30 protein-coding genes and 1 pseudogene are annotated in these 26185 nt (G+C 76.3%); 14 read left to right on the top strand and 17 right to left on the bottom strand.

The features are described 5' to 3' along the window. Nucleotides 1-125: 125 nt before the first annotated feature. Together IE329_RS31825 and IE329_RS31820 are read right to left on the bottom strand one after the other, a co-directional pair. Nucleotides 126-470 (bottom strand): annotated as a pseudogene (locus IE329_RS31825) (MerR family transcriptional regulator); the annotation flags it as partial. A 20-nt stretch (nucleotides 471-490) separates the two neighbouring features. Continuing rightward, nucleotides 491-1336 (bottom strand): SDR family NAD(P)-dependent oxidoreductase, encoded by an 846-nt coding sequence (locus IE329_RS31820; protein WP_190214489.1) that lies wholly within the window; start codon nucleotides 1334-1336, stop codon nucleotides 491-493. A gap of 241 nt (nucleotides 1337-1577) precedes the next feature. On the opposite strand from IE329_RS31820, the gene IE329_RS31815 reads away from it, so the two are divergent. From IE329_RS31815 to IE329_RS31805, 3 genes are all read left to right on the top strand, one after another. Beyond that, nucleotides 1578-2051 (top strand): group II truncated hemoglobin, encoded by a 474-nt coding sequence (locus IE329_RS31815; RefSeq protein ID WP_190214488.1) that lies wholly within the window; start codon nucleotides 1578-1580, stop codon nucleotides 2049-2051. Between the two features lie 6 nt (nucleotides 2052-2057). Then, nucleotides 2058-2645, top strand: a complete 588-nt coding sequence (locus IE329_RS31810) for a GNAT family N-acetyltransferase (RefSeq protein ID WP_190214487.1) — start codon at nucleotides 2058-2060, stop codon at nucleotides 2643-2645. Between the two features lie 93 nt (nucleotides 2646-2738). Continuing rightward, the gene (locus tag IE329_RS31805) at nucleotides 2739-3110 is read left to right on the top strand and encodes a VOC family protein (protein WP_190214486.1); all 372 of its coding nucleotides are present in this window, start codon (nucleotides 2739-2741) and stop codon (nucleotides 3108-3110) included. A 36-nt stretch (nucleotides 3111-3146) separates the two neighbouring features. Here IE329_RS31805 and IE329_RS31800 read toward each other — a convergent pair whose 3' ends face one another. Both IE329_RS31800 and IE329_RS31795 read right to left on the bottom strand, forming a co-directional pair. Beyond that, on the bottom strand, nucleotides 3147-3761 hold the full coding sequence (locus IE329_RS31800; protein ID WP_229927930.1) for a maleylpyruvate isomerase N-terminal domain-containing protein: 615 nt from the start codon (nucleotides 3759-3761) through the stop codon (nucleotides 3147-3149). Nucleotides 3762-3847: 86 nt separating this feature from the next. Next, nucleotides 3848-4630, bottom strand: a complete 783-nt coding sequence (locus IE329_RS31795) for a dioxygenase family protein (RefSeq protein WP_190214485.1) — start codon at nucleotides 4628-4630, stop codon at nucleotides 3848-3850. Between the two features lie 128 nt (nucleotides 4631-4758). On the opposite strand from IE329_RS31795, the gene IE329_RS31790 reads away from it, so the two are divergent. Both IE329_RS31790 and IE329_RS31785 read left to right on the top strand, forming a co-directional pair. Further along, a complete protein-coding gene (locus tag IE329_RS31790) occupies nucleotides 4759-5226 on the top strand; it encodes a MarR family winged helix-turn-helix transcriptional regulator (RefSeq protein ID WP_190214484.1) in 468 nt (155 codons plus the stop codon). A 169-nt stretch (nucleotides 5227-5395) separates the two neighbouring features. Continuing rightward, nucleotides 5396-6046: a lysophospholipid acyltransferase family protein gene (locus IE329_RS31785; protein ID WP_190214483.1), complete on the top strand. Its 651-nt coding sequence runs from the start codon at nucleotides 5396-5398 to the stop codon at nucleotides 6044-6046. 56 nt (nucleotides 6047-6102) lie between these two features. Here the strand turns inward: IE329_RS31785 and IE329_RS31780 are convergent, their stop codons facing one another. Together IE329_RS31780 and IE329_RS31775 are read right to left on the bottom strand one after the other, a co-directional pair. Further along, complete coding sequence (locus IE329_RS31780) at nucleotides 6103-7278, bottom strand: saccharopine dehydrogenase family protein (RefSeq protein WP_190214482.1); 1176 nt, start codon at nucleotides 7276-7278, stop codon at nucleotides 6103-6105. Between the two features lie 65 nt (nucleotides 7279-7343). Continuing rightward, nucleotides 7344-8894 carry a PucR family transcriptional regulator ligand-binding domain-containing protein gene (locus tag IE329_RS31775; RefSeq protein WP_190214481.1) on the bottom strand — a complete coding sequence of 517 codons (1551 nt, stop codon included), beginning with the start codon at nucleotides 8892-8894 and terminating at the stop codon, nucleotides 7344-7346. A gap of 406 nt (nucleotides 8895-9300) precedes the next feature. Between IE329_RS31775 and IE329_RS31770 the strand changes: the two genes are divergently transcribed. Then, the gene (locus tag IE329_RS31770) at nucleotides 9301-9858 is read left to right on the top strand and encodes a molybdopterin-dependent oxidoreductase (RefSeq protein ID WP_190214480.1); all 558 of its coding nucleotides are present in this window, start codon (nucleotides 9301-9303) and stop codon (nucleotides 9856-9858) included. Between the two features lie 38 nt (nucleotides 9859-9896). On the opposite strand, the gene IE329_RS31765 is transcribed toward IE329_RS31770, so the two are convergent. From IE329_RS31765 to IE329_RS31735, 7 genes are all read right to left on the bottom strand, one after another. Continuing rightward, nucleotides 9897-10352: an SSI family serine proteinase inhibitor gene (locus IE329_RS31765; RefSeq protein WP_190214479.1), complete on the bottom strand. Its 456-nt coding sequence runs from the start codon at nucleotides 10350-10352 to the stop codon at nucleotides 9897-9899. Nucleotides 10353-10569: 217 nt separating this feature from the next. Further along, nucleotides 10570-10989, bottom strand: coding sequence for a TOBE domain-containing protein (locus IE329_RS31760; RefSeq protein WP_190214478.1), 420 nt, complete (start codon nucleotides 10987-10989; stop codon nucleotides 10570-10572). 302 nt (nucleotides 10990-11291) lie between these two features. Next, entirely contained in the window at nucleotides 11292-12386 is a 1095-nt protein-coding gene (locus IE329_RS31755) for a WD40/YVTN/BNR-like repeat-containing protein (protein ID WP_190214477.1), read from the bottom strand. Between the two features lie 216 nt (nucleotides 12387-12602). Continuing rightward, nucleotides 12603-14045 carry a dihydrolipoyl dehydrogenase family protein gene (locus tag IE329_RS31750; protein ID WP_190214476.1) on the bottom strand — a complete coding sequence of 481 codons (1443 nt, stop codon included), beginning with the start codon at nucleotides 14043-14045 and terminating at the stop codon, nucleotides 12603-12605. Further along, nucleotides 14045-14536, bottom strand: a complete 492-nt coding sequence (locus tag IE329_RS31745; protein ID WP_190214475.1) for an OsmC family protein — start codon at nucleotides 14534-14536, stop codon at nucleotides 14045-14047. The genes IE329_RS31750 and IE329_RS31745 overlap by 1 nt, the downstream gene beginning before the upstream one ends. A gap of 238 nt (nucleotides 14537-14774) precedes the next feature. Continuing rightward, complete coding sequence (locus IE329_RS31740) at nucleotides 14775-15449, bottom strand: maltokinase N-terminal cap-like domain-containing protein (RefSeq protein WP_190214474.1); 675 nt, start codon at nucleotides 15447-15449, stop codon at nucleotides 14775-14777. A gap of 103 nt (nucleotides 15450-15552) precedes the next feature. Continuing rightward, nucleotides 15553-17067, bottom strand: a complete 1515-nt coding sequence (locus tag IE329_RS31735) for an APC family permease (RefSeq protein ID WP_190214473.1) — start codon at nucleotides 17065-17067, stop codon at nucleotides 15553-15555. A gap of 139 nt (nucleotides 17068-17206) precedes the next feature. Here IE329_RS31735 and IE329_RS31730 point away from each other — a divergent pair, with 139 nt between their 5' ends. Together IE329_RS31730 and IE329_RS31725 are read left to right on the top strand one after the other, a co-directional pair. After that, the gene (locus IE329_RS31730) at nucleotides 17207-17842 is read left to right on the top strand and encodes a TetR/AcrR family transcriptional regulator (protein ID WP_190214472.1); all 636 of its coding nucleotides are present in this window, start codon (nucleotides 17207-17209) and stop codon (nucleotides 17840-17842) included. Between the two features lie 109 nt (nucleotides 17843-17951). After that, nucleotides 17952-18503 carry a GNAT family N-acetyltransferase gene (locus IE329_RS31725; RefSeq protein WP_190214471.1) on the top strand — a complete coding sequence of 184 codons (552 nt, stop codon included), beginning with the start codon at nucleotides 17952-17954 and terminating at the stop codon, nucleotides 18501-18503. 114 nt (nucleotides 18504-18617) lie between these two features. Here IE329_RS31725 and IE329_RS31720 read toward each other — a convergent pair whose 3' ends face one another. Next, on the bottom strand, nucleotides 18618-18995 hold the full coding sequence (locus IE329_RS31720; protein WP_073925722.1) for a thioredoxin family protein: 378 nt from the start codon (nucleotides 18993-18995) through the stop codon (nucleotides 18618-18620). A 336-nt stretch (nucleotides 18996-19331) separates the two neighbouring features. On the opposite strand from IE329_RS31720, the gene IE329_RS31715 reads away from it, so the two are divergent. The 4 genes from IE329_RS31715 (at nucleotide 19332) to IE329_RS31700 (ending at nucleotide 22692) form a co-directional block, all read left to right on the top strand. After that, the gene (locus IE329_RS31715; RefSeq protein WP_190214470.1) at nucleotides 19332-19934 is read left to right on the top strand and encodes a hypothetical protein; all 603 of its coding nucleotides are present in this window, start codon (nucleotides 19332-19334) and stop codon (nucleotides 19932-19934) included. Nucleotides 19935-20083: 149 nt separating this feature from the next. After that, entirely contained in the window at nucleotides 20084-20665 is a 582-nt protein-coding gene (locus IE329_RS31710; protein WP_079198028.1) for a sigma-70 family RNA polymerase sigma factor, read from the top strand. Beyond that, nucleotides 20662-21375, top strand: coding sequence for an anti-sigma factor family protein (locus IE329_RS31705; RefSeq protein ID WP_229927929.1), 714 nt, complete (start codon nucleotides 20662-20664; stop codon nucleotides 21373-21375). Before IE329_RS31710 ends, IE329_RS31705 begins: the two co-directional genes overlap by 4 nt. Before the next feature lie 282 nt (nucleotides 21376-21657). Next, nucleotides 21658-22692, top strand: a complete 1035-nt coding sequence (locus tag IE329_RS31700; RefSeq protein ID WP_229927928.1) for a DMT family transporter — start codon at nucleotides 21658-21660, stop codon at nucleotides 22690-22692. A gap of 117 nt (nucleotides 22693-22809) precedes the next feature. On the opposite strand, the gene IE329_RS31695 is transcribed toward IE329_RS31700, so the two are convergent. The 3 genes from IE329_RS31695 to IE329_RS31685 form a co-directional block, all read right to left on the bottom strand. Continuing rightward, nucleotides 22810-23550 (bottom strand): hypothetical protein, encoded by a 741-nt coding sequence (locus IE329_RS31695; RefSeq protein ID WP_190214469.1) that lies wholly within the window; start codon nucleotides 23548-23550, stop codon nucleotides 22810-22812. 245 nt (nucleotides 23551-23795) lie between these two features. After that, entirely contained in the window at nucleotides 23796-24347 is a 552-nt protein-coding gene (locus IE329_RS31690; RefSeq protein WP_190214468.1) for a DUF1990 family protein, read from the bottom strand. Beyond that, the gene (locus tag IE329_RS31685; RefSeq protein ID WP_190214467.1) at nucleotides 24344-25165 is read right to left on the bottom strand and encodes a YndJ family protein; all 822 of its coding nucleotides are present in this window, start codon (nucleotides 25163-25165) and stop codon (nucleotides 24344-24346) included. Before IE329_RS31685 ends, IE329_RS31690 begins: the two co-directional genes overlap by 4 nt. A 226-nt stretch (nucleotides 25166-25391) precedes the next feature. Between IE329_RS31685 and IE329_RS31680 the strand changes: the two genes are divergently transcribed. Then, entirely contained in the window at nucleotides 25392-25661 is a 270-nt protein-coding gene (locus IE329_RS31680) for a DUF1876 domain-containing protein (protein ID WP_190214466.1), read from the top strand. 126 nt (nucleotides 25662-25787) lie between these two features. Continuing rightward, nucleotides 25788-25988 (top strand): hypothetical protein, encoded by a 201-nt coding sequence (locus IE329_RS31675; RefSeq protein WP_190214465.1) that lies wholly within the window; start codon nucleotides 25788-25790, stop codon nucleotides 25986-25988. Nucleotides 25989-26185 lie beyond the last annotated feature (197 nt).

The following is a 26185-nucleotide window of genomic DNA, read 5'->3' as shown; positions in this document are numbered from 1 at the left end:
CGCACCGCCGCCGCGCCGGTCACCGCTGCTGCGTCCGCTGCCCTGCCGCGCCGGCCCCCCGCCGCCGCGTCCACTGCCGCGTCCGCCCCGGCCTGCTCCGGCGCGAGGCTTCGGGCGAGGCCCGCTCCGGCGCCCTCCAGGGCCGCCGCCAGCCGGTCGCGGACCTCGCTCTGGGCGGCGATCCGCCCTTCGAGGACGGCCAGCCGCTCGCGGGCGATCCGCAGGGCCTCGGCGGACGGCGGGCCGGCCGTCACGTCACCGTCCAGGCAGGGCAGGAAGGTCCGGACGTCCTCCAGGGTGAGCCCGGCGGCGAGCAGGCGCCGGATGTTGCCGACCCGGACGGCGGCCCGCTCCCCGTACACCCGGTAGCCGTTGTGGGCCCGCTCCGAGCTGATCAGCCCGGCCTGCTCGTAGTGGCGCAGGGCGCGCGCCGAGGCGCCGGTGGCCAGCGCCAGTTCGCCGATCTGCACGGGCCCGCACCCCTCCTTCGTCAGGCCACGACGGCTCCGCCGTCCACCGGAAAGACTACTCCGGTGACGAACGATGCCTGTGCGGAAGAGAGTTGGGTGATCGCCCAGGCCACCTCGGCGGGCCGGCCGACCCGGCCGAGCGGGGTGTGGGCGAGTTGCCGGCGCCGGAGCGCCGCCTGCTGCTCCGGGCTGAAGCCGGAGTGGTCCGCGATGGGCGTGGCGACCGCCCCCGGCGCCACCGCGACCACCCGGACGCCGCGCGGCGCCAGCTCCACCGCCCAACTGCGGGTGAGCAGTTCGAGGGCCGACTTGGTGGCCGGGTACACCGCGTTGCCGGGCCAGCCGCGTTGGCCGACCGAGGTGGTGACGTTCACCACCACCCCGGCCGCCGACGCGAGGGCGGGCAGCGCGGCCTGGGTGAGCAGGACGGGGGCGGTCAGGTTGGTGGCCACCTGCTCGTCGATCAACTCCCGGGTGTAGGTGCCGAGTCCGCCGCCACGGACGATGCCGGCGTTGTTCACCAGGATGTCGAGTCGCCCGAAGCGGTCCAGGGCGGCCCGGACGATCTCCTCGGGGGCGCCGGCGCCGGTGACGTCCGCCGGGAGCGGGCTGATGAGGTCCGGGGCCGCCCCGGCGGTCTCCGCCAGCGGGCCGGGCCGGCGGCCGACCGCCAGGACATGGACGCCCTGGGCGGCGAAGGCCCGAGCGGTGGCCCGGCCGATCCCGCTGCCCGCGCCGGTGACCACGGCCACGCGTGACGCGGGCGGGGCGGCCGGCCGGAGCGGGCCGGCGGGGGAGCGGGAGGGGTCGCGGAGCCGGTCGGCGGGCTGCGCGGACGGGGTCGTGGGCTGGTTGCCGGTCGTCATGGCGGCAGCTTGGAACCCTGCCGCCGGTGACAAGGTCAAGCCGCCCGCCCGCCCGCCCGCCCGCCCGCCCGCACCGCCCGCACCGCCCGCACCGGGCGGCCGCCGGGCCACGGCCGCCCGGGCGGGCCGGTTGCCGCCCAAGAGGATCACCGCCTTCCACTCGGTGAGCCGACCGCGAACATGCCCGGTCCGGCGCCGGCCGGCGGGCATTCTGGGGGCAACACCGACCTTGGAGGGTCCGATGACCGGGGAGCAGAACCCGAGCGAGAGCCTGTACGACGCCGTCGGCGGGCTGGAGGCGCTCCGGCGCCTGAGCAACACCTTCTACGACGGCGTGCTGGCCGACCCGCTGCTCGCCCCCGTCTTCGCGGACTTCACCCGCACGCACATCCAGCACGTCGCCGTCTGGCTGGCCGAGATCTTCGGCGGGCCTGCCCGGTTCACCGCCGAACTCGGCGGCCATCAGGCGTTGCTGAGATCCCATCTGGGCCTGTCCATCACCGAGGGGCAGCGGGTCCGCTGGATGGAGCTGATGACCGTCGCGGTGCAGAAGGAGCTCCCGGACGACGAACTGCTGCGCCGCCGGGTGCTGGAGTACTTCGACTGGGGAACCAGGATCGCCCGGGACGTCTCGGCCGCACCGGTCGGCGAGGACCTGGGCGACCCCGGGCCCACGCCGCGCTGGGGCTGGGACGGCCTCCAGGGCGGGAGCTGAACGGCGATGACCACAGGGGGGATTGCCAGGCAGGTGGTACTCCGGGCGGCGGCCACCGCGGCCGGCCCGGCGCTGCTGCTCCGCAGGTGGACCACCGCGGACGCGGACGCGCTGGTCGAGGCGTACCGCGATCCCGTGCTCCGTGCCTGGACCAGGCTGGGGGTGCCGGACGCCGGGGCGGCCGTCCGCTGGGTGGAGGCCCAGCGGACGGGCTGGGAGGGCGGCGGACGGCTGAGCTTCGCCGTGGTGGAGGAGGAGCCGGGCGGCGGCCGGGTGGCGGGCAACGTGGTCCTCAAACGCCCCGAACCGGCGGGTCCGGCCGGCGAGGTGGGGTACTGGACGGCCGCGCACGCCCGCGGCCGGGGGGTCGCCCCGAGGGCCTTGCAGGTGCTGACCGACTGGGTGTTCGAGACCTTCGCCGGCCAGGGGCTGGAGTACCTGGAGCTGATGCACCAGGTGGACAACACCGCGTCCTGCCGGGTCGCCGAGAAGGCCGGCTACGGCTTCGAGCGGGTGCTGCCCGCGGTGCCGCCGTTCCCCAGGGACGGTCACCTGCACCTGCGCTGGGCCACCGGAGGTCCCGTCCCGGGGTGATCCCGGGGTGATCCCGGGAGGAGCCGGCCGGGGTCGGTGAAGGTCCCGGAAATTCGATGGGCAGCCGTGCCCGGCCGGGGGATAGTGGTGAACATGGCTTCCCTTGTGCGACACGTGACCTTCGACTGCGCCGACGCCTACCGGCTCGGCAGTTTCTGGGCGGAGGTGCTGGGTGCCTCGGTGCACGAGGACGACAAGCCCGGCGATCCCGAGGCCCTGGTGGCCTCCGAGGGCGCGGTGCTGCTCTTCGTCACCGTGCCCGACGTGAAGACGGTCAAGAACCGGGTCCATCTGGACATCCAGCCGCAGGACCGCACCCGTGACGAGGAGGTCGAGCGGCTGCTGGCCCTCGGCGCCGTCCTGGTGTCGGACCACCGGCGCGAGGACGGCCTGGGCTGGGCGACCCTGGCCGACCCCGAGGGCAACGAGTTCTGCGTCGAGTGCAGCGCGGCCGAGCGGGGCTGACCCCGGCCCGGCCCGTCGGAGCGTCACCGGCGCCGTTCAGGGCCGGTGCTGAGCCTCCGTCCGGTCCGGCGTCCGGCCGACGGCCGCCTGCCAGCTCCACGAAGTGAGCCGGGGGCGCCCGTCGAGTCCGGCCCGGCCGGTCGACCAGAGCAGGACCTGGACCGGGTCGCCCGCCGGCGCGCCCGGGAACAGGCGTGCCAGCACCGCCGCGCAGGGCGCGGCCGGCGGCAGCCACGGCAGGCCGAGGCCCCGGGTGATGTCGTAGGTGTGCAGGAGCACCTCCGCGACGCCCATCGCGGCGAACCCGGCCGGGTCGCAGGGCCCGTGGTGCCAGGCCAGGGTGCCGGGGGCGGCGGTCGCGAGGGCGGATCGCAGCAGCCCGCCGCAGGCGGCGACCACCTGGAGCACCTCGGCGGGTGTTGCCGTGGCGGGGACGGTGAGGTCGAACGGCAGGTAGCCGGTGTCCGGGCGGCCGGCCAGCTGCCCGGCGTACCCGAGCAGGTCGTGCGCCACGTGGACGGCGGTCTCCCGGCAGGTCCACTCCAGGGTGCCGGCCGGGGTGTGCCAGCGGGGCCCCGCCGTGTGCGGTCCGAGCACCGCCAGCAGCTCGGCCACCGCCCGGCCGACGTCCCGTTCGTCCATCGCGCGCATGCCCCGACCCTGACAGCCGGGCGGCCCCCGGCGCAACGGTGCGGCGGGGGCCGGGGCGGAGACCGGGGGTGACGCGCGCCCGGGCCTCAGCCGAGCTGGACGGAGCGCTTGGCCAGGCCCATCCAGAAGCCGTCGATCACGCTGCGCTGGGTGTCGAGGTCGGCCTCCCCGGCGCCCAGGGTCACGAAGAGCGGCGCGAAGTGCTCGGTGCGGGGGTGGGCGAGACGCCCGGCCGGGGCCTTGCGCTCGAAGTCGAGCAGCGCGTCGAGGTCCCGGGCCTCCAGGGCGCGCCGGCCCCAGTCGTCGAACTCGGCCATCACGGACGGCACCGTGCCGTCGGGGCTGATGGCGCGCAGGTTGTGGGTGAAGAAGCCGCTGCCGACGATCAGCACGCCCTCGTCGCGCAGCGGGGCGAGCCGGCGGCCGATCTCCAGCAGCCGCTGCGGGTCGAGCGTCGGCATCGAGACCTGGAGGACGGGGATGTCGGCCTCGGGGAACATCTCCACCAGCGGGACGTACGCGCCGTGGTCGAGGCCGCGGTCGGGGATGTCCTGGACCGGCGTGCCGGGGGCGCGCAGCAGTTTGCGCACGCTCTCGGCGAGTTCGGGCGCTCCCGGGGCGCCGTACTGCACCCGGTAGTAGTGCTCGGGGAAGCCCCAGAAGTCGTAGACCAGCGGCACGGTGGTGGTGGCGCCGAGGGCGAGCGGCGCCTCCTCCCAGTGGGCGGAGATCATCAGGATGGCCTTGGGGCGCGGCAGCCCGGCGGACCAGGCGGCGAGCTGCCCGGGCCAGACCGGGTCGTCGGCGAGCGGCGGCGCGCCGTGCGAGAGGTAGAGGGCTGGCATGCGCTCGGGGGCTGCGGTGCTCATCGGGGCCTTCCTCGGGTGGTTCCGCCGGTGGTTCGGGGTGCTTCGCCACAGGGTAGTTCAAATTTGAACCTCGACACGTCGAGAGTACACCTTGGTTCGAATTCGAACAACGGGAGTACGATTCCCCCATGGACGAACCGCGCTGGCTGGACCAGGACGAGATGGCCGCCTGGCGGGGCTTCGTGGCCGCCAGCAACCTCCTCAACCGGCGCCTGGAGCGGCAGCTCAAGGACGATTCAGGGCTCTCCCACACCCAGTACGAGATCCTGGTCCACCTCTCCGCCGCCCCCGAGGGCTCGCTGCGGATGACCGAGCTGGCGGACCGGCTGATCACCTCCAAGAGCGGGCTCACCTACCAGGTCACCCAGCTGGAGAAGGCCGGGCTGGTGAGCCGCCGCTCCTGCCCCAGCGACGTCCGCGGCATCTTCGCCGACCTCACCGAGCAGGGCCGGGAGGCCGTCCGCAACGCGGCGCCCGGCCATCTCGCGATGGTGCGCGAGCTGCTCATCGACGTCCTCAGCCGGGAGCAGCTCGCCGTCCTCGCCGACGGCCTCGGCGAGGTCAGCCGGCGCCTGCGGGCGGACGAGCGCGCCTGACCGTCCGGCCCGCTTCCCCCGCGCGGACGCCGCCGCGGACCCGGCCGGCCGGGGTGAGTACCACGCTGAGTACCCGGACTCAGGCCTGCCGGGCCTCGCCACCGCCACAATGGGCGGGCGGCGGCCGCCCCGGCCGCGCGGCACCCGATCCCGACCCCGAGGACCACCCATGCTGAGCGCCGTCGCCCGCGCCGTCGTCCCGGCCCTCGGCCGGTTCACCGTGACCACGGACGAGGCCGCGGTGCTGGCCCCCGGCAGCATCGTCGCGCCCAACCACTCCTCGCTGGTCGACCCGGGCGTCGTGCTCGCCGCCGTCCGCCGCCTCGGCGTCGAGCCGGTCGTGCTGGCCACGGCCGGGCTGTGGCGGATCCCGGTGCTGCGCGGCGCACTGGTCCGCGAGGGCCACATACCCGTGCACCGCGGCACCGAGCGGGCCGCGGAGGCACTGGAGGCCGCGGCCGCCGCGCTGGCCGCCGGCCGGGTGGTGGTGATCTACGCCGAGGGCCGGCTCCCGCGCCGGGTGGACGCCGCCGACAGCGCGCCCGGCCCGTTCCGCACCGGCCTGGCCCGGCTCGCCGCCGACGGCGCACCGGTCGTCCCGCTCGGGCAGGCCGGCGCCCGGCGGATCAGCTCCGGGTCCACGGCCAAGCAGGTCACGGGCCTGTTCACCGCGCCGCTGCGCCGCCCCGGCGTGCACGTCCACGTCGGGGCGCCGCTGGTGCTCGGCGGCGATGTCGAGGCCGCCACCGCCCGGGCCCACGCGGCCGTGACCGATGCCTGGCGGACGGCGGCCGGCCACCTGGCGGCCCGCCGGGGCTGACCGCCGACGGGCCGGCCGCCGAGCGCACCCGCCGCCGCGCACCCGCGCCGGCCCCGTCAGCTCTCCAGGACCGTGAACCCGATGCCGGCCGCGACCAGCCGCCCGGTCAGCGCCTCGCCCATCGCCACGGCCGTGGTGACCTGGCCGGCGGTGTCCGGGAGCCGGTCGAACGCCAGGCAGAGCGCCGCCTCCGCGAGCATCTTCGCCGTCTCGCCGTACCCCGGGTCGCCGCCCGAGACCTCGGTGACCACCCGACGCCCGCCGCCCTCGCCGAGGAAGACCACCCGGAACCAGGACTTCGCCCGCTTCTCGGCCGAGGGCCCCTCGCCCGGCCGCCGGCGGCCCAGCAGCCACTCCCGGACGGGCGGGATCTGGGCCAGCACCAGCAGCGCGCCCACCCCGCCCACCAGCCCGGCCGCGGCCGGAAGCCGGCGGACCGCCAGATGGTGGCCGTACCGGAAGTCCGGGCCGTAGCGCTCCAGTGCGCGGGCCGAGCGCAGCACGATCTGCGGGTCGATGGTGGGGGCGGGCAGGGCCCAGGCGCCGATCCTCCGCTCCCGCCGGGGCCGGCCGGGCAGGCCGCGCACCCGGCGGCCGGCCGGCCCGGGCTCCGCCCGGTGGCGAGCCTCGGCCGCCCGCGCGCCCGCGCGCAGCCGGGAGAGCACGGTGAGCGCCGAGTGGAAGGTGCCGCCGGAGAAGGTCGCGGAGGCGCTCACGAACCCCTGAACGGTGACCGGCACGCCCTCCGGCAGCTGCTCGACGGTGAACCGGACCCCGAGGTCGTACGGGACGGAGTCGAAGCCGCAGCAGTGCACCAGGCGGGCGCCGCTGGCCACCGCCGTGGCGTGGTGGCGCAGGTAGCTGCGGTCGACGAACTCCGGTTCGCCGCTGAGGTCCAGGTAGTCCGTGCCGGCCGCGGCGCAGGCGCCGACCAGCGGGTCGCCGTGCTGCAGGTACGGTCCCACCGTGCTGACCACCACCCGGGCCGCCTCGGCGACCTTCCGCAGCGCGGCCGGGTCGGAGGCGTCCGCCGTCAGCAGGTCCAGCCCGGCGAGCGCGGGATCGACGGCGGCCAGCCGGTCCCGGACGGCGGCCAGTTTCGCGGGGCTGCGCCCGGCCAGGGCCCAGCGGGTGCCGGCGGGCGCGTGCCGCGCGAGGTACTCGGCGGTGAGTTCGCCGGTGAACCCGGTGGCGCCGAACAGGACGATGTCGTAGCTGCGGCCGGTAGGCATGCCGGAACCTTACTCATGGGTAATCGGGGGCGTCCAGAGCCCGTACCGGGCGCCGTGCGCCCCGGTCAGCGCCCGGCCGGTGCGCAGAGCAGGGCGGCCCGCAGGTCCAGGCGGTCCTGGAGCCTGGCCAGGTTGCGGCCGGTCAGCTCCTCGATCCGGCGGATCCGGTAGTGCACGGTGTTGACGTGGATGTGCAGCGACTCGGCCGTCCGGGCCCAGGAGCCGTCGTGGTCCAGGAAGACCGTGAGGGTGCCGAGCAGGGAGACGGCGTTCTCCCGGTCGTGCGTGGCCAGCGGGGCGAGCAGCCGGGTGTGGAAGGCGGCCGTCACCTCGGGCGGTATCCCGCGCAGCAGGCCGGCCAGCGAGTCCAGTTCGGCCGTGCTGCCGACCGGCCCGGCGGCCCCGGCCAGCACGTACCGGGCCTGGACCAGGGCGGCGCGCAGCGGCCCGGCGGCCGCCGCCGACGCCGGGCCGACGCCGGCGCGCAGGCTGCGCCTGCCGGTCAGCCGGGCCTGCAGCGCGGGCCGGGCCCGGCGCAGCCGCTCCGCCACCCGGGCGGCGGGCGCGGCGACCAGGGCGGCGGTGCGGCCGGCCGGGTCGGTGCCGGCGGCGAACGGGACGCCCAGCGGGTGCAGCGCCTCGGCGAGGGCGTGCGCCGCCCAGTCGTCCGGCCCGCCGTCGATCCGGGCCGCCACGGTGACCAGTGGGCCCTCGGCGGGCAGACCGCAGGCGGCGAGGGCCTCGGCGAGGTCGGCCGGGCCGTCGCCCGCCAGCAGGCCCAGCAGCCGGCCGGCCGCCTGGCGCCGCGCGGCCGCTTCGGCGTGGGCGCGGGCGGCGAGCGGGGCGAGCAGGTCGGCGAGGCCGCGCAGCATCGGGGTGGCCGCCCCCTCGGCCGCGGGGCCGCCGTGCAGCAGCCAGCCGTCGAAGGGGGAGTTCTCCTGCGGGCCGACCGGCAGCGCGGTGCCGGTGCCAGGGTCGGAGACAGGATTGGTGCTGGTGCTGGTGCTGGTGCTGGTGCCGGTGGCCCGGCCGGCCGGCGGTGCTGCGGCGGCGGTCGGGGGCAGTTCGGCGATGACCCGCCCGCCGGTGGTGCTGACCGAGCACTCGGGCACGCCGAGCCGGCTGACCGCGTGCGCCAGCACCTCGGCGGCCCGCGCGCCGGAGTCGATCAGGCCGGCCAGCTCCCGGCGGGCTGCCTCGGGGATCGCGGCCGCGTCCTGCACACCCGCCTGCAGCCCGCCCCAGAGCCGCAGGTAGACCCGGTCGGTCACGGCACGGAAGCTGGTGCCGGCCGGGACGGCGAGCAGCGGGATGCCGTGGGTGCGGCAGGCCTCGGCGAGGCCCGCGGGCACCGCGCCGTGGGTGCCCTCGCCGGCCATCAGGGCGGCGACCCGGGCGCTGCGCAGGGCGGTGGCGAAGCGCAGCGCCGCCGAGCCGTCCTCCGGCTGCCACCAGACCAGGCCGGTCAGGACCAGCTCGCCGGGCTGCAGGTACCGGGCCGGGTCCTGGAGGTCGGTGGAGGTCACGCCGGTGATCTGGCGGGCCAGGAGTTGGGGCGTGCCCCAGGCCAGCCGGATGTCCAGGTCGTCCAGGTGCAGCAGGTCTCCGACGATCATGCTCTTCGCTCCTTGTGCTCCGCGCCGGACTCCACCTTGCAAGTGCAAGCGCGAAGTGCGCACAAGCATCGTAAATGCAAGGCTGAGAAGCGGAATCCGCCTTGGTCGATCCTCCAGGCGGGGCCCCCTCGGGCGGTGCTTGGAACCAGTCGCCCGTCCCATTGCGCTCCTGCTCCGCTCGCCGGAGCGGCCGGGGTGCCGAGTGGCGGCCTGCCGGGCGTGAAGGGCGGCCGGCCTGGTCCGGTCCCCGTCCGACACCTAACCGCATCTGCGAGGATGAAGAAGTCGTATGCCTTGTCTTTGCGGCTGGTGGAATCATTCCACGGCCGCATCTGCGAATGAGCGGCGTCCTGCTCGGGTACCACCCTCCAGGGCCGCACCCCGCGGGCCGGGAGGAGCATGCCGTATGAGACACCCCGCCACCGTCCGGCTGCACGGCCACCTGGACCGGCCCGCCGAGCTGACGGTCGGCCAGCTCCGCGACCTCCCCTCGCACCGGGTCGAGGTCACCTTCGACTGCCGAACGGAGGGCGAGCAGCGCCACGGGTACGAGGGGCCCACGCTCTGGGACGTGCTGTGCGCCGCCGGGCCCAGGGTCGATCTCGCCGCGCGCAAGCCCCGGTTGAAGTTCCTGCTGGCGGTGACCGGTTCGGACGGCCACCGCGCGGTGGTCTCCTGGGCCGAGATCGACCCCGACTTCGGTGGCCAGCGGATCCTGCTGGCCACCAGCATGGACGGCGCCCCGCTGGACGAGAGCGGCCCGCAGCTGGTCGTCCCCGCCGACCACTGCGGAGCGCGTTACGTCAGCGGCGTCACGGCCGTCTGGCTCGGACCGGTCCCCGGCCCGGAGCCGGCCGGGGCCGAAGCGGTCGGCGCCGAAGCGGTCGGCGCCGAAGGGGTCGCCTCGGGGCGCGTCCCCACCGGACCGCCCGCCGCGGAGCCGGCCGGGGCCGCCCGCCGCTGAGGCCGGTCGCGGCCGGCCCCGGGGTGCTCGCCGTGCGGTCAGGCCCCGGGGCGGTCACCGTCCGGCAGCAGCGGGACGAAGGAGTCCCAGCGGGCGATCTCGCAGCCGTCGCGGCGGGAGAAGCGGGCGTCCACCGGCCGGCCGGCCCAGTGGCCGGTGACCCGCGCGTTGACCGGCCCGCCGTACTGCAGGGTGCAGACGGCGTCCGGCGGGACGGGCGCGAAGAGGTCCCGTCCCCAGACGGTGAGCGTGTCGAGCCGGTCGCAGGCGGCCTGCGCGGCCGGGTGGTCCCCGCCGGCCGGGTGGCAGAGGAGCTCGTGGGTACCGCGGGAGGCGGGCCCGTCGCCGTCGGAGACCGTGACGGTGAGCCGGTCCCCGGTCACGCCGTCGGGGAGCGGGCCCGGCTGGGCCGTGACGGCGTGGGCGATGGTGCTGAAGGTGGCGGCGAACACCGCGGCGGTCGCCGCCGCGCGCCACCGGAGGGAGCTGATCATGCGTCAACAGCTACCGCGTACGGCCTGGCCGCCCCGGCATCTCACCCGGACGAGGGCGTGGCGCGGTGCCGCCCTGTTCCGCGGACTGCCGGCCCTCGCTCAGGGCCGTCCCCGCCCGTCCCCGTCCCCGTCCCCGGCCGCGCCGGACGCCGCCGAGCGCCCGGGCAGGGCCCGGACGCTCGACGCGGTGACGTCGCCCCTGACGGGCGGCCGGGTGTCAGGCGGTGGCGAGCGAGACCTCGGTCGACTTGATCAGCGCGACCACCGGGGTGCCCGCCGCGAGGCCCAGGTCCGACACCGCGTCGGCGGTGATCGCCGCGGTCAGCTCGCCGCCGTCCACGGCCACCTTCACGCCGGCCATCGCGCCGCCGGTCGCCACCTCGACGACGGTGCCCGGGATCTGGTTGCGGATGCTCAGCCCGGTCACCGGCCCGGTGGCCAGCGACACCTCGGTGGACTTCACCAGGGTGCGGACCCGGCTGCCCTCGGCGAGGCCGAGGTCCTTCACGGAGTCCAGCGTGATGGCGGCCGTGACCTCCTGGCCGGAGCCCAGCCGCACCTTGACGGTGGCCATCACCTCACCGGCGGCGATCGCGGTGACGGTGCCGGGAAGCTGGTTACGGATGCTCAGGCTCATCGGGGATGCCTCGTTCTCGATCAGGGAATCGGATGACTTCCGATCGTGCCGTTCCCACCCTAACGGCTGGGAATGCGCAGGTCAGAACGGGTTCTGACGGACTGTCGCAGCTGCGGGCCGAACCGGCGCGGCAGGCTCTCAGCTGCCATCCCGCGCCGGGCGGTCCACCCGGTCGCGGTCCGGCCCGGCCCGTCCCGCCGGGCGTGTCGCGCACCACGGACCGGACCGGGCGACCGGAGCGGACCAGGGGCGGACCGGACCGCAACCGGGCCTGGCCGGCGCCGGACCCGGCCGTCCGTGCCTCAGCCGATCACGGCGGCCCGGACGCAGAGCACGTCCGGCAGGTGGGAGACCAGCAGGCGCCAGCTCGCGCCCTCGTCCGCGCTGGCGTGCACCTCACCGTTGCGGTTGCCGAAGTAGAGGCCGGCCGGGTCCGCGTCGTCGGTGCGCAGTGCGTCGCGCAGGACGACGCCGTAGTGGTCCTCGCCGGGCAGGCCCGCGGCCAGCGGCTGCCAGCTGTCGCCGGCGTCCTCGGTGCGGAAGACCCGGCAGCGGCGGCCGGGCGGGATCCGGCTGCCGGCGCCCTCCAGCGGGAAGACGTACGCGGTGCCGGTCCGCCGCGGGTGGGCGGCGATCGCGAAGCCGAAGTCGGCCGGCAGGCCGTCGGCGATGAACCGCCAGCTCTCCCCGGCGTCGTCGCTGCGGTAGACCCCGCCGTGGTTCTGCAGGTAGAGGCGGTCCCGGTCGACCGGGTCGGTGGCGATCTTGTGCACGCACTGCCCGAACTCCGGGAACTGGCTCTCCTCCGGCAGGAACTCCGCCCGCAGGCCCTGGTTGGAGGGCTGCCAGCTCTGTCCGCCGTCCTTCGTCCGGTAGACGCCGCCGCTGGAGACCGCGACCAGCAGCTTCTGCGGGTCGCGCGGGTCGGTGATGATGGTGTGCAGGCCCTGTCCGCCGTAGCCGGCGCCCCACTCCGGCCGCTGCGGGTGCGTCCACAGGGACTCGACCATCGTGAAGCTCTCGCCGCCGTCCTCGGAGCGGAACAGGGCGGCCGGCTCGGTGCCCGCCCAGACCACGCCGGGCGCCTCCTCGCCGGCCGGCTGGAGCTGCCAGACCCGGGTGAGCGAGGCGCCGGTGTGCTCGGGGAACCTGATCGTGGGCCGCGGCGGCTCGAACCAGCTGGCGCCGAGGTCGTCCGAGCGCCAGACCGACGGCCCCCAGTGGCTGCTGTCGGCTCCCACCAGCAGGCGGACCCGGCCCCCGCGGCGGTCCACCGACACCGAGTAGATCGCGTTCATCGGGAAGTGCGGCCCGCTGAACTCCCAGTCCAGCCGGTCGCGACTGCGTCCGAGGAACAGGCCCTTCTCCGTCCCGACGGCCAGCAACACTTCGGTCATCACAACACACCACCTGGTCAGCGTCTCGGCCCCTGTGCCAGTGTCCCGCCGACCACCCGCGCGGTCACCGAGCCGCGCCGGTCGCACCGGTCCCGCCGTCCGCCCGTCCCCGCGACCCGAGCGGACCTGGCCGGTCCTGATCACTCCTGACCGGACCCGACCGGAACGGGACCGGGCCCGGGCCCCGCGCGTGCGGGTGCCCGGGCCCGGTGGGGTTCAGCCCCGGCAGTCCTCCAGCAGGCGCAGCCAGACCTCGCTCATCGTCGGGTACGAGGGGACCGCGTGCCACAGCCGGTCGACCGGTACCTCGCCGACCACCGCGACCGTCGCCGAGTGCAGCAGCTCGGCCACCCCGGGGCCGACGAAGGTCGCCCCGACCAGCACGCTCCTGTCCAGGTCGAGGACGACCCGGGCCCGGCCGCGGTAGTCGTCCGCGTACAGCGACGCCCCGGCGACCCGGCCCAGTTCGTGGTCCACCGCCTTCACCCGCAGGCCCGCCCGCCGCGCCTCCGCCAGGCTCAGGCCCACCGAGGCGGCCTCCGGCTCGGTGAAGACCACCTGCGGCGGGCCGGCCGTGTCGGCGGAGGCCACGTGCGCGCCCCAGCGCCCGGTGTCCAGCGGCTCGCCCTTGGCCAGCACGCCGATCGCGTTGCCGGCGATCCGCGCCTGGTACTTGCCCTGGTGGGTGAGCAGCGCCCGGTGGTTGACGTCGCCGGCCGCGTACAGCCAGCCGCCCTCGACGCCGCGCACGGCGCAGCTGTCGTCCACCTCCAGCCAGGAGCCGGGCTCCAGGCCGACCAGCTCCAGGCCGAGGTCGTCGGTGCGCGGCGCCCGGCCGGTCGCGTACAGCACCTCGTCGGCGGTCAGCCGCCCGCCGTCCGCCAGGACGACCGTCACCGGGCCGTCCGCCGCCGGGCGTTCCAGGGCGGCGACCGACGTGCCGGTGCGGACGTCCACCCCGGCCTCGCGGAGCCCGTCGGCGACCAGCTCGCCGGCGAAGGGCTCCATCCGCGGCAGCAGCCCGGCGCCGCGCACCAGCAGCACCACCTCGGCGCCGAGCGCCCGCCAGGCGGTCGCCATCTCCACGCCGACCACCCCGCCGCCGACCACCACCAGGCGGCCCGGCACCTTCGGCGAGGCGGTCGCCTCCCGGCTGGTCCACGGGCGGGCCTCGGCCAGGCCCGGTACGCCCTCGGGCAGCACGGCCCGGCTGCCGGTGCAGACCGCGACCGCGTGCCGGGCGGTGAGCCGGCGCTCGGCGCCGTCCGGGGCGGTCACCGTGACGGTGCGCTCGCCGGTCAGCCGGCCGTGGCCGCGGACCAGGTCGATGCCGGCGCCGTTCAGCCACTCCACCTGGCCGTCGTCGCGCCAGCGCGAGGTGAAGGAGTCCCGCCGGGCCAGCACGGCCGCGGCGTCCAGGGCGCCGTCGCCCACCGCCTCCCGGGAGCCGGCCACCGCCCGGGCGGCGGCCAGCGCGGCCACCGGGCGCAGCAGCGCCTTGCTGGGCATGCAGGCCCAGTACGAGCACTCGCCGCCGACCAGCTCGCTCTCGACGATCACCGTCCGCAGCCCGGCGGCCGTGGTGCGGTCCGCCAGGTTCTCCCCGGTCGGGCCGGCGCCCAGGACGATCACGTCGTACTGCTCGGACCGCTCGTCCATCAGTGCTCCTCGGTGGTGTCGATCGCGACGCCCGCCCGGAGGGCGAGGGTGACGGGGGTGCGCTCGCAGATGTCCAGCAGCCGGGCGCGCTGCGCCTGGTCCAGCTCGCCGCCGAGGGTCACCCGGCGGGAGATCCGGCCGTGCCGGCCGTCGGTCTCGTGGCCGAGCCGGACCTTGACGTCGGCGAGCGGCCGGCCCTTGCGCCCGGCGTACATCCGCAGGGTGATCGCGGTGCACGAGCCGAGGGCGGGGAGCAGCAGCGCGAACGGCTCCGGCCCGCTGTCCGACCCGCCCCGCCGGACGGGCTCGTCGGCCGTGAACCGGTGCGCCCCCGAGCGGACGTCCACGTGGAACGGGTCGCCGTCGGCGCTGCCGGTCACCACGGCGGTGGTGACCTTGCGGAAGGCCGGCGGGGGCTGTTCCGGGCCCCCGGCGAGGTCCTCGGCCGGGCTCTCCGTCGGTCTCTCGGTGGGGATCTGGCTCTGGGTCATGACGGGGGCAGCCTCGCTCTCTCGGTCGGCGTCCGGGCCGGACGGGTCACCGGTTCGCGGCCCATCCTCCGTCGCGGGCGGTCGTCCGCGCAGGTGAACACGCTGACCCGGCCGTCCCGGGGCGCCAGGTCGCGTGGTCGTCCCGCCGGGTCCGCCCAGAAGTGGATCAAGGTTGAGGGGATCGTGTGCGGCGGTTCCGGCGTACCGCCGCAGGGCCGTATCGCCGGACGCCGGGAGCCTAGTCGCGCCGGCCGGGGCGCAGCTCGGCGAACAGCCCCCGCACGCGGGTGCCGTCCGGCAGTTGCCAGGAGCCGGCGACGTGGCCCGTCGCACCCGGCGGCGGGAGCGGCGCGCCGGCCGGCGCGGGACGCAGGACGCGGTGCAGCCGAAGGGTCGCCCCGTGCGGTGCGGGCAGGTCGGTGCCCGCCGGGTGGTCGGTGGCGGTGCCGGCGGTGAAGTCCGGGTGGGCGAGTGCGCCGTCGGTGCGGTTGCAGGAGCGGGTGACGTCCCGGTCGGGGACGTCGCTGGTGTTCTGGTCCTGGGCCTGCACCCGGCCCTCGACCAGAGCCAGCAGCTGGGCCACCAGTACCGGGTCCTGGCAGCCGTCGTAGGCCCAGCGCCGCCCCAGCACCCCGTGCTCCATGGTGCCGACCAGGGCGTGCTCCGCCCCGTCGAGCGGGGCGCCGCGGTAGGTGAGCGGCACCAGGTAGCCGGCCGGGCGGGCGCCGGAGCCGTCGGTGACCACCAGGAACTCGATCCCCACCGCGCCGGCCGGGTCGTCCAGCCGGAATCCGCCGGCCTTGGCCAGCTCCGGTCCGCCCGCGTCGCCGAGGTACCACGGCCGGGTGGGCAGCCAGGCGGTGAGCAGTTCCAGTTTGGTCGGCTTGAGGTCGGTGCGGTGGATGACGGCCATGCCGGGTCTCTCTTCCGTCGGACGGGTGCGGCCCGCACATCCTCCCAGCCGCCGGCGCGGCCGGGGCCGCCCCGGCCGGGGGCGCGGGGCGGGCGGCCGGGGCTCAGTGCACGGCCGGGGCCAGCTCGTCGCTGCCGGGGCTGCCGAGCGGTACACCCGCCCGCATCAGCCGCTGGGGGCGGCGGAGCAGCAGGTAGCCGAGGCCGGCCAGCACCACCAGGCCGACGCCGAGCAGGGCCGCCCAGACCTGGTACCAGGGGGCGCCGGGCGGGGCCAGGACGGTGCGCGGCCAGCAGATGTTGACGACTTCGAGGCCCGTCCACAGCACGGCCAGCGCGTTCAGCAGGGTGCCGGCCCGGCCGTACGAGACCTCGCCGGCCGGGGTCCAGGTGCCGCGCAGGCGGGCGATCAGGGCCGCCAGGCAGAGCAGGAAGAACGGGGCGAAGGTCGCGGCGGTGCCGAAGGTGATCAGGCTGCCGATCGCGGTGGACTCCAGGCCCAGCGGCAGCGCGGCGCTGCTCACCAGGGTCGCCGCGACCAGGCCGCCGATCGGAGCCTTGTGCCGGTTGACCTTGCGGACCTGCGCCGAGAACGGGAAGACGCCGTCCCGGGCCAGCGAGTAGAGGCCGCGGGCGGCGCCGCCCTGGGAGGCCATCAGGCAGGCGGTGAAGGAGACCAGGACGACCACCACGAAGGGCTTGGCCGCCCAGTCGCCGAAGCCGGTGACCACGGCGGTGGTCACCGGGTCGAGGTCGGCGCCGGCCACCACGGCGGCCGGGTCGGGGTGGGCGAGCGCGACCGACACGGCGTTGAGGACGACCACCAGGCCGACGCTGAGCAGGGCCCACCACATCGCCCGGGGCACCTGCCGGCCCGCGTCGCGGGTCTCCTCGGCGGTCGAGACGCAGGCGTCGAAGCCGATGAACGCCCAGCCGCCGACCGCGATCACGGCCAGGAAGGCCGCGCCGGTGGAGACCCCGGCGGTGGCGGGCGCGTCCAGGGTGTCGGTGAGCAGCGCGAAGCCGTGCTCCCGGCAGAACAGCAGCAGGGCCAGGCCCACCACCACGGAGGCCAGGGCCTCGGCGGCGATGCCGAGCGAGACGAAGCGGCGCAGCAGGTTGATGCCGTAGGCGTTCACCAGGGTGCAGAGCAGCATGAACCCGGCTGCGACGAGCACGAGTTGGGCCGGTGAGGGGGTGCGGCCGAAGAGTGCGAAGAACCAGGGGGAGGCGAGGTAGGCGACCGTGGTGTTGGCGAACATGATGGCGAACTGCCAGAGCCAGCCGGTCATCCAGGCGAAGGAGGGTCCGGCGAGCCGCCGGCTCCACTGGTACGCGCCGCCGGCCAGTGGCCACTGCGAGGCCAGTTCGGAGTAGACGCAGACCACCAGGACCTGGCCGAGCAGGCAGAGCGGCAGGGCCCAGACCCAGGCACCGCCGGCCACGCTCATCCCGACCTGGCTGACGGCGTAGAGGCCGACCACGGGGGAGACGACGGCGAAGCCCATCGAGATGTTGCCGAGGACGCCGAGGCTGCGGCGCAGCTCCTGGCGGTAGCCGAGGGCCGCCAGCCGGTCGCTGTCGGAGGGGGCCGGGGTTCTTGGGGGGCTCTCGGTCATGGCTCGTCCACCTTGCCGTCGTCGAAAACTAACTTTGTTAGTTCCGGACCGTAGCCGCTGCACCCGGGGGAGCGGAAGAGACCGACACCAGGCTGTAATAACGTGTGCCGGGTCGGCACAGACGTGAAGGGGGAGGGCCGTGGGCAGACCGAGCAGAGCGCTGCTGAGCAGGGAGATCATCGCCCGGGCCGCGCTCGACGTGGTCGACGGGCACGGCCCGGACGGCCTCACCATGCGGGCCCTCGCCGACCGCCTGGGCGTCAAGGCGGCCTCCCTCTACAACCACGTGGCCGGCAAGGACGAGCTGCTCGACGCGCTCGCCGACCTCGTCAACGCCGAGATCGACCTCACCCCGCTGGCCGGCCTCACCGCCGCCGACTGGCGGCCCGGCCTGGCCGCCTACATCCGGGGCTACCGCGCGGTCTTCCTGCGCCACCCCCACACCATCGCGCTGCTCGCCCGCCGCCGGGTCGAGGCCGAACGGCAGCTGCTCGGCTACGAGACCCTGCTCGCCGGTCTCGGCCGGACCGGACTCGCCCCCGCCGACGCCGCCGAGGCCGCCGCCGCCATCGACTACCTCGTGCTCGGCTCGGCCCTGGAGACCTTCACCGCCGGCTTCACCCGCGCCCCGGCCGACTACCGCCCCCGCCACCCGGCGCTGGCGGAGGCCCTGGAGGCGTCCGCACTGCGCGGCGGCGGCCCCGGCGGGCTGGACGACCGCGGCTTCGAACTCGCCCTGCGGCTGCTGCTGGACGGGCTCGCCGCCCGCGGCTGACCCCGGCCGCCCCGGCCCGGGCCGCCGACCTGGCCCGGGCCGCCGACCGGGCCGGGGGTGCCGGAAACCTCGTTGCGGACCCCACCGGGGTCGGTGCGAGGATCACCGGATGAGCCATCACATCAGAGCCGTCCAGCAGGAGGACTGGCCCAAGGTCAAGGAACTGCGCCTGGCCGCCCTGCGGGACCCGGTCGCCCACCTCGCCTTCCTGGAGACGTACGAGCAGGCCCTCGCCCGGCCGGACGAGTTCTGGCAGGACCGCACCGACCGCGCCGCCGAGGGCCGGACCAGCCGGCAGTTCGTCGCCGAGCGGGCCGACGGGCGGTGGCTCGGCACGGTGACCGCACTGGTCGAACCGGCCGGCGAGAAGACCTTCTTCGAGGACGTCCCCGAGCAGTCGCAGACCCACGTCGTCGGCGTCTTCGTCCGGCCCGAGGCCCGCGGCACCGGAGTGGTGGACGAGCTCTTCCGGGCCGCGCTGGCATGGTCCTGGGAGCTCACCGAGCCCCGGGTCGAGCGGGTGCGGCTCTTCGTCCACGAGCAGAACGGCCGGGCCGAGGCGATGTACCTCCGGGCCGGCTTCACCCGGACCGGTGACTCTGTGCCCGCGCCCGGCGGGGCCCCGGCCAGGGACTACGAACTCGCCCTCGCCCGGAGCTGAGCCGCCGCCCGCGGCGGGCCGCCCGGCAGGAGCCGGCGGGCCGGCGCGACGAAGGGCCCGGGGTGACCGCACCCCGGGCCCTTCGCGTCCGGCGGCCGTACCGGCCGCGCCGGGTCAGACCGTCCCCGCCGACTCGGCGGCCTTGCGCTTCACCTCGTCCATGTCCAGCTCGCGGGCCTTGCCGATCAGGTCCTCGAAGACCGCCTCGGGGAGCGCCCCCGGCTGGGAGAAGACCAGCACGCCCTCGCGGATGATCGCCAGGGTCGGGATCGACTGGATCCCGAAGGCCGCCGCCAGCTCCTGCTGCGCCTCGGTGTCGACCTTGGCGAAGACCAGGTCGGTGTGCCGCTCGGCCGCCTTCTCGTAGACCGGCGCGAACTGCCGGCACGGGCCGCACCACGCCGCCCAGAAGTCGATGAAGACGAAGTCCTTACCCTCGGGGCCGGGGACGACCTCGTCGAAGTTCTCCTTGGTCAGCTCGACCGTGCTCATGTGCGAGTTCCTTCCTCGGGGCGGCGTCATCAGGCGTCCGCTGGCGTCAACCCGACCACCGTACGAGGTATTCCGTCCAGGGCCCCGCCACCGGCCCCACCACCGGCCGCACCCGGTGCGCGGGCGTGGTGCGCGAGCCCCGGGCCGGGACGGTGCGTGACCCCCCCGGCGGGCGTCGTGGGCCCCGCCCCCGCGGCCCGCCGAAAAAAATATCGCCGGACATTGAGCACCCCGGGCGCCCGGCCCGTACTGAAGGGTGTGGGCGCGGGGAAGGCGCCCCCGCCGCCGGGGATCCCCCGGTGGCGCTGTCCGGCATGTCCTTTGGGGGATACCACCATGCGCATCACCAGCCGAGCCGCACTGCTCACCGCCACCGCCGTCACCTCGCTGGCCCTGGTCACGGCCTGCGGCTCCAGCGGATCCGGCTACTCCGGGTCGACCGGCACGAGTGCCGCGCAGCCGCCCGCCGCCACCGCCCCCGCGAGCCCCGGCGGGGCGAGCGCGCCCGCCCAGGGCGGCGCCACCGCACTGCAGGCGGGCACCGACGCCAAACTCGGCGCGATCGTCACCGACGGCGCCGGCTTCACGCTGTACCGCTTCGACAAGGACACCGCGCAGCCGTCCGCCTCCAACTGCAACGGCTCCTGCGCCACCACCTGGCCGCCGGTCGCGGCCGGCGCCGACGTGAGCGTGAAGGGCATCGACAGCAAGCTGGTCGGCACCGTCACCCGCGCCGACGGCAGCAAGCAGCTCACCCTCGCCGGCTGGCCCGTGTACCGCTACGCGCCCGACACCAAGCCCGGTGACACCAAGGGCCAGGGCGTCGGCGGCACCTGGTTCGTCGTCACCCCGGACGGCAAGAAGGCGGGCGCCCCCGCGGGCCAGCCCGCCACCCCGGCGCAGCCCCCGGCCACCACCCCCGGCGGTTACGGCTACTGAACCCCCGGCCCGTGGAGGGCCGGGGCGGGCGGCCCCGGCCCGGGCCGTCGAAGGAGACCACGGCCACCACCGGCCCGACGGGCGGGCCGGTGCCGGCCACGGACGGACATCGTCGAGCGGAACGGCGAGTTCTCGACCCGGAGGTACGGGTGCGCAAGGATAGCGCTGTGACCGATCAGCATTCCCGTGACGCCGAACGCGGCGGCGGGCCGCCGTACGGCCCGGGGCCGGACGAGGTGCTGATGCGCACCCTCTACCAGGAGCACGCCGGGCCGCTGTTCGGCTTCGTGCTGCGCCTGGTCGCGGGGGACCGCCAACGGGCGGAGGACGTCGTGCAGGAGACGCTCGTCCGGGCCTGGCGCAACATCGACCGGCTGGACGCGGCCACCGGCTCGCTGCGCCCGTGGCTGGTGACGGTCGCCCGGCGGATCGTGATCGACAACCACCGCAGCAGCCTGGCCCGGCCGCGCGAGGTGGACCCGTCGCCGCTGGAACTCCTGCCCGCCGAGGACGAACTCGACAAGGCGTTGAGGCTGATGACGATCTCCGACGCGCTCGACGACCTGACCGAGGCCCACCGGGCGGTTATCGTCGAGACCTATCTGAAGGGCCGCACGGTCACCGAGGCGGCCGCCGAACTGGGCATCCCCGCGGGCACCGTGCGGTCCCGGATCTTCTACGCGCTGCGCTCGCTCAAGCTCGCGCTCGAGGAACGAGGAGTGACATCGTGACGCCGCCCAGGGAAGACCACGTCGATGTCGGCGCGTACGTCCTCGGCGTACTCGACGCGGCGGACCGCGGCGCCTTCGAGAAGCACCTGGCCGGCTGCCCGCAGTGCGCCGAGCAGGTGGCCGAACTCGGTGCGCTGGAGCCGATGCTGGCCGAGTTCCTGGCCGCCGGCGGCGCGGACGCCGCCGACCCGGCCGACCCCGTGCCGCGCCCCGGGGACGACCTGCTGACCCGGCTGGTCGACGAGGTCACCGCCACCCGCCGGCGCGGTCGCCGGCGGCGGCTGGTGCTGGTCGCCGCGGCCGCCGTGCTGGTCGTCGGCGGGCCGGCGGTCACCGCCGCGGTCACCGCCGACCCGGGCGGCCACGCCCCGCAGGTGGTCGCCCAGCAGCAGTTCAGCGCCACCGACGCGACCACCGGCGCGCAGGCCACCGTCGGCGTCGAGGGCAAGAAGTGGGGCAGCCAGATCAGCCTGCAACTCTCCCACGTCCAGGGGCCGTTGAGCTGTGACCTGGTCGCCGTCTCGCGGGCCGGGGAGCGCCAGACCGTCACCACCTGGACCGTCCCGCCGGCCGGCTACGGCACCACCGGCTCCCCCGACGCCCTGCGCACCAGCGGCGGCGCCGGGCTCCAGCTCAAGGACATCGACCACTTCGAGGTACGCACCCTGGACGGCAACCAGGTCCTGGTCAGCGTGCCGGTCGCGGCCTGACCGGTGCCGGCCTGACCGGCGGACGCCCGGCCGCCGGGGCGCCCGGCGGCGGGGAGCGCCCGCCGGCACCGGGCCGGGCCCGCCCCGCCGCCCCGCCCGGTGACCGTGGCGGGGCCGCCGGTACGGTGGTGCCCATGCCTTCTTCCGTGCTCGCGCCTCCCGCCCGCTGAAGCGGGTCGGCCACAGCTGACGGCGCGCCGGGCTCCCAGACCCGACGCGCAGACCGGTCGCGCCCGCACACAGGAGACCACGACCACCTCCTGACGTCCGGAGAACGCACCCGTGTCCCGAACCGTCGCAGAACCCGTCCTGCCCACCGACGCCCGCCTGCCCGTGCGGCGCGGCCTCGCCTGCCTCGCCGCGGCCGGCGCCGCCTGGGGAACCACCGGGGCCGCCGTGGACATCGTCCACCGGTCCAGCGACCTCGGCCCGCTCGCCCTGTCCTTCTGGCGCTACGTCGGCGGCCTGGCGCTGCTGCTCGCCGCCCGAGCCCTGCGCCGTCCCCGGCGCACCACCGCCACCCCCGCCGCCTCGCCCGAGAGGCGACCGCTGCGCCGGCGACTGCCGCTGCTGGCGGGGACCGGCCTCGGGCTCGCCGTCCTCCAGACCGCCTACTTCGCGGCGGTGCAGGCGACCGGGCTGGCCGTCGCCACCATCGTGACCTTGGGCTCCGGCCCCGTCCTCATCGCCGTCGGCGGCCGCCTCCTGCTCGGGGAGCCGATCGGGCGCCGCGGCGCCGTCGCGGTGCTCGGCGCCCTGACCGGTCTGGCGGCGCTCGTGCTGGGGGACCAGGCCGGTACCGTCCGTCCGTCGGGGGTGTGGCTCTCGCTGCTGTCCGCCGCCGGCTACGCCGTGGCCACGCTCCTCGCCCGCTGGACCGGGCGCCACGGCACGGGCGAGGCCCCCTACGGCCTGACCGTGTGGTCCTTCGCGATCGGCGCGGCGCTGCTGCTGCCGTTCGCCCGGCACGAGGGACTCCTGCCGCACACCGGTCACCCGGTCCGGGTGCTGCTGCTGATGGCCTACGTCGCGGCCGTCACCACCGCGCTGGCCTACCCGCTGTACTTCGCCGGGGCGGCGGTGGTGCGGGCGGCGACCGCGGCGGTGGTGATGCTGATCGAGCCGGTCAGCGCCACGGTGCTCGCGGTGACGCTGCTCGGCGAGCGGCTCACGACCGCGACGGTCGCGGGCACGCTGCTGCTCCTGTCGGCGGTGGCGGGCCTGGCTCTCGCGGAGTCCCGCGGCACGGCACCCGCGCCCGGCCGGCCCGCCGGGCAGGGGCTCGCCCGACCCGCCGGACCCGCCCGACCTGCTTGACCTGCTTGACCTGTCCGACCCGCCCGGCGGGCCGGGCCCGACGGGCCGGCGCCGTGGACACCGCCACGGCGCCGGGCCGTCGTCCGGTCCGGCCGCCGCGCCCCGGCGGCGCCGTCGTCACCCGGCCCGGGGGTCGTGCGGCCGGCGGACCGTGACCGCCGGCCCTCGGACGCCGGGGCGGCCGACGCGCAACCGCAGCCGCTCCGGGCGCCCCTCGGCGGCGTGGGCGGAACCGGGAACGGGCAGCCCGCCGTCCGTCATGTGCTCGCGGCGCCAGATCTCCGGCCACTGGTACCGCTCCGGCGGATCCAGAGGGTGCCCGGCACCGCAGGAGCAGGACGCCAGCACCGTGCCGCAGCCCCGGCAGAGGTCGACGGACCCGTGCCCGGTCGGGTGCGACACCACCGGCCGCTCGTCCCCGCAGCGGTGGCAGCCCGGCAGCGGCCGCTCCTCCAGGACGGCGATCCGGCGGGCGACGTAGGCGGGCAGGGACATCGCGGGGTGGCAGCACACGTCCGTCTGGTAGCAGGCCTGGTCCAGCCGCACCAGCTGCCACGGCTCGTCCGGCCCCTGCCGCCGCCCGGCCCGCTTCTCGGCCCGCCGCCGCCGTACGTACCGGTCGGTCGCGGCCAGCCACAGCAACCGGGCCTCGTGCAGCTCCGCCACCGCCCGGACGAGCGATGCGGGGTCGGCCGAAAGGTCGCGCGGGATCCGGGCGCTGAGCGTCAGATGGTGGTAGGTCGGGCGGAACCGGTACGGGGCGAAGACGGTCAGACAGGCCCGCAGCGCGCTGTGCCGCCGGCGCGGCGGCAGGGTCTCGTCGAGGACGAGCGCGCGATGGGTCAGGAAGCCGGCCATCAGGGCGGCCCGGCGGTGGACGGTGCGGAGGTGGACGGTGCGGAGGTGGTGGCCGGCGCGGGCCCGGTCGTGATCATCGGCCGATTCTGCCGCCCGAGGGCCTCCGGACGCATCCGGGTTTCGGCGCCGGACCACCGCGCGAGGCCCGCCGCCTCCACCGGGAACAGGGGCCGGCGTCCGCCGGGCGAGCGGCCCCGCCGGATGCGGGCCGGGCGTGCTGCGCATCCGTCCGGGCTGCTCCTGTCCTACGCCCGGCGGGCCGCGATCCGGGCCACCACCCGGCCGCAGCGGCGGGCGAACATCCGCTGGGCGAGCGGGAGCAGCGGGCCGGCCGCGCGGGCGAACCCGCGGTCCGGGCGGCTGAAGGCGGTGACGGTGAACCAGACGGCCCGGTCGGGGCCCATCTCGACCAGGAAGGTCTCCTCGCCGCGGGCCAGGTGCCCGGCCCGGGTGCCGTAGGCGAAGCCGATCCGCTCCGGGGTGTCGACCGTCCACACCACCTCGCAGGGCGCGCCGACCCGCAGCGGGCCGAGGCCGAGGGCGCACTCGACGGCGGCGCCGACGGTGGCCCGGTCCGTGGCGGTGGTGATCAGGACGCCGGCCCCGCGGTGCATCCGCCAGCTGGTGATCGCGGCGCCGGCGGTCTCCAGGACGGCCCGGCCGTGGCCGATCAGGACGCGGTGGCGCAGGTGGCGGTAGCCGGCCGGGAGCGCGCCGGGCCGGGTGCTGGCCAGCCGCTCGGGGTAGCTGAGGGAGCTCGCGGACGGGCACGCTCCGGTGGTGGGGCCGGCGTTCACGGGCGGGTCTCCTTGAGGCGGCGCCAGGCGAGCAGCGAGCAGAGGGCGAAGCCGAGCGCGTTGCCGAGGCCGTGGGTGGCGGCCATCCAGGTCAGGGTGGGGTGCGGGAGTCCGGCGGCCTCCCCGAGGGCCCACCAGAGCGCGAGCAGCATGGTGAGGGCGAGGACCGCGGCCGAGACGGCGAGCAGCGCGCCGGTGACGCGGTCGGCGGTGCGCCCGCGCAGGTCGCGCCAGGTGATCAGGCCGACCGCCCACATGCCGGTGGTGAGGACGACCGCGCCGAGCAGCTCGGCCCAGTCGTCGACGAAGTAGCCGGCCAGCACGAGCAGGGTGCCGAGCGGCACGCTGAGTGCCGCGTACCGGGCGGCGGGCAGGCCGGGGGCGGCCCGGCAGACCAGCCCCGCGACCAGGGCGGCGGTGAAGCCGGCGTAGTGGAAGTGCGGGACGGTCAGGGCGAGGATGCCGAGGTCGAAGCCGAACAGCCGGTGGCCCGAGCGTTCGGCGACCAGGGCGAGCCCGGCCACGGCCGGGGTGGCCAGCGCGGTGAGGACGGCGACCTCCCCGGGCGCGGCCGAGCGGGTGCGGGCGAGCCGGCGCGGGGCCTGGAGGGCGAGCGCGGCGGTGGCGAGCGCGTAGAGCGCGGCGAGGGCGGTGGCGGCCGGGCCCCGGGGGAGCCAGAGCGCGACGGCGCCGGGGACGGCGGCGGCCGGCCAGCAGCGCCGCAGCACGGCCGTGCCCGGTCCGTCGATCAGGGTGAGGCCGACGGGGACGACGACCAGCATCCCGAGCATGACGAGGAGGTTCACCAGGGGGGTCACGGCCGGCTCCGGCGGGCCGGGGGCCGGTGGCCCGTGCTGCTGGGGGGCATGCTGTCACGACCTTGCTTGAACGTGTTCAAATCCTTCTGGCGCCGACCTTACGGGAGGAATTGAACGCGTTCAAGTCGTTGCCCAGGCCAGGCCGGCCCGGCTCTCGGCCGTCCCTCTGGAATTCGGCGGGCACCCGGCGCACCCTGGAAGTGGTATCCGCTGGAGGTGGTCCGTCATGCAGACTCTCGTGGGTTGGCACATCGAGATGGAGTTCCGCGAGGAAGGGGCGAGGACGGCCGCGGCCGCCCTGCTCAGGCTCGCCGACGGCTCGGAACTCCGGGCCCACGGCTTCACCAGCCGCCACCCCGCGGACTCGGAGCAACTGCGGGTCGGCGAGGAGATCGCGGCGGCGCGGGCGCTGAACGACCTGGCGTCCCAGCTGCTGACCAAGGCGCACGCCGAGATCCAGAGCGGCAGCACCGTCCCGACGCATCCGCTGATGTGACAGTGCCCGGCCCCGCGCCCGCCGCCCGGCCGCGGGCCGTACCGCCCGCCGCCGCGGTGCCTGCGGACTCCGTCGTACGGCCGCGGCCGCGAGGTGCGCGGGGGTGACCGGGTGGGAGGTGGTCCCATGGAACGAATCCCGCTGATCTGCCCGCGCTGCGGCCGCCCGCAACGCGTCGTGCCCGGCGGCGCCGGCCGGGTGGTCCGGGTGGTGCACTCGGACACCGGTCGTGAGGCCTGCGGACCGGACAAGGACGATTCCGCGCCCGATCCCCATGCCGGTCCCGATGGCGCCCCGGGGGACGGCCGGGCCGGCCCCGAGGGCTGACGCCGGCCGCCGGGGTCCGCCTCCACCGTCCGGCCGGGTCTGCGCGCCCGGACCGGGTGCCCGCTCCTGACGGGAGCCGACGGCTCCGTCTCCACCTTCCGGTGGGGGCGGAGCCGTTCTGCGTGTCCGGTCGGGTGTTCGGCCGGGTGTGTGGTCCGGTGGTGTGGGTGGCGGTGGGTGTGGTGTTGGTGGCGGTG

It is taken from the genome of Kitasatospora indigofera, from assembly GCF_014655955.1.
GTDB classification, from domain to species: Bacteria; Actinomycetota; Actinomycetes; order Streptomycetales; family Streptomycetaceae; genus Kitasatospora; species Kitasatospora indigofera.
Note: the sequence above shows the minus strand (reverse complement) of the source record. Positions and strands in the feature narration are given on the sequence as shown.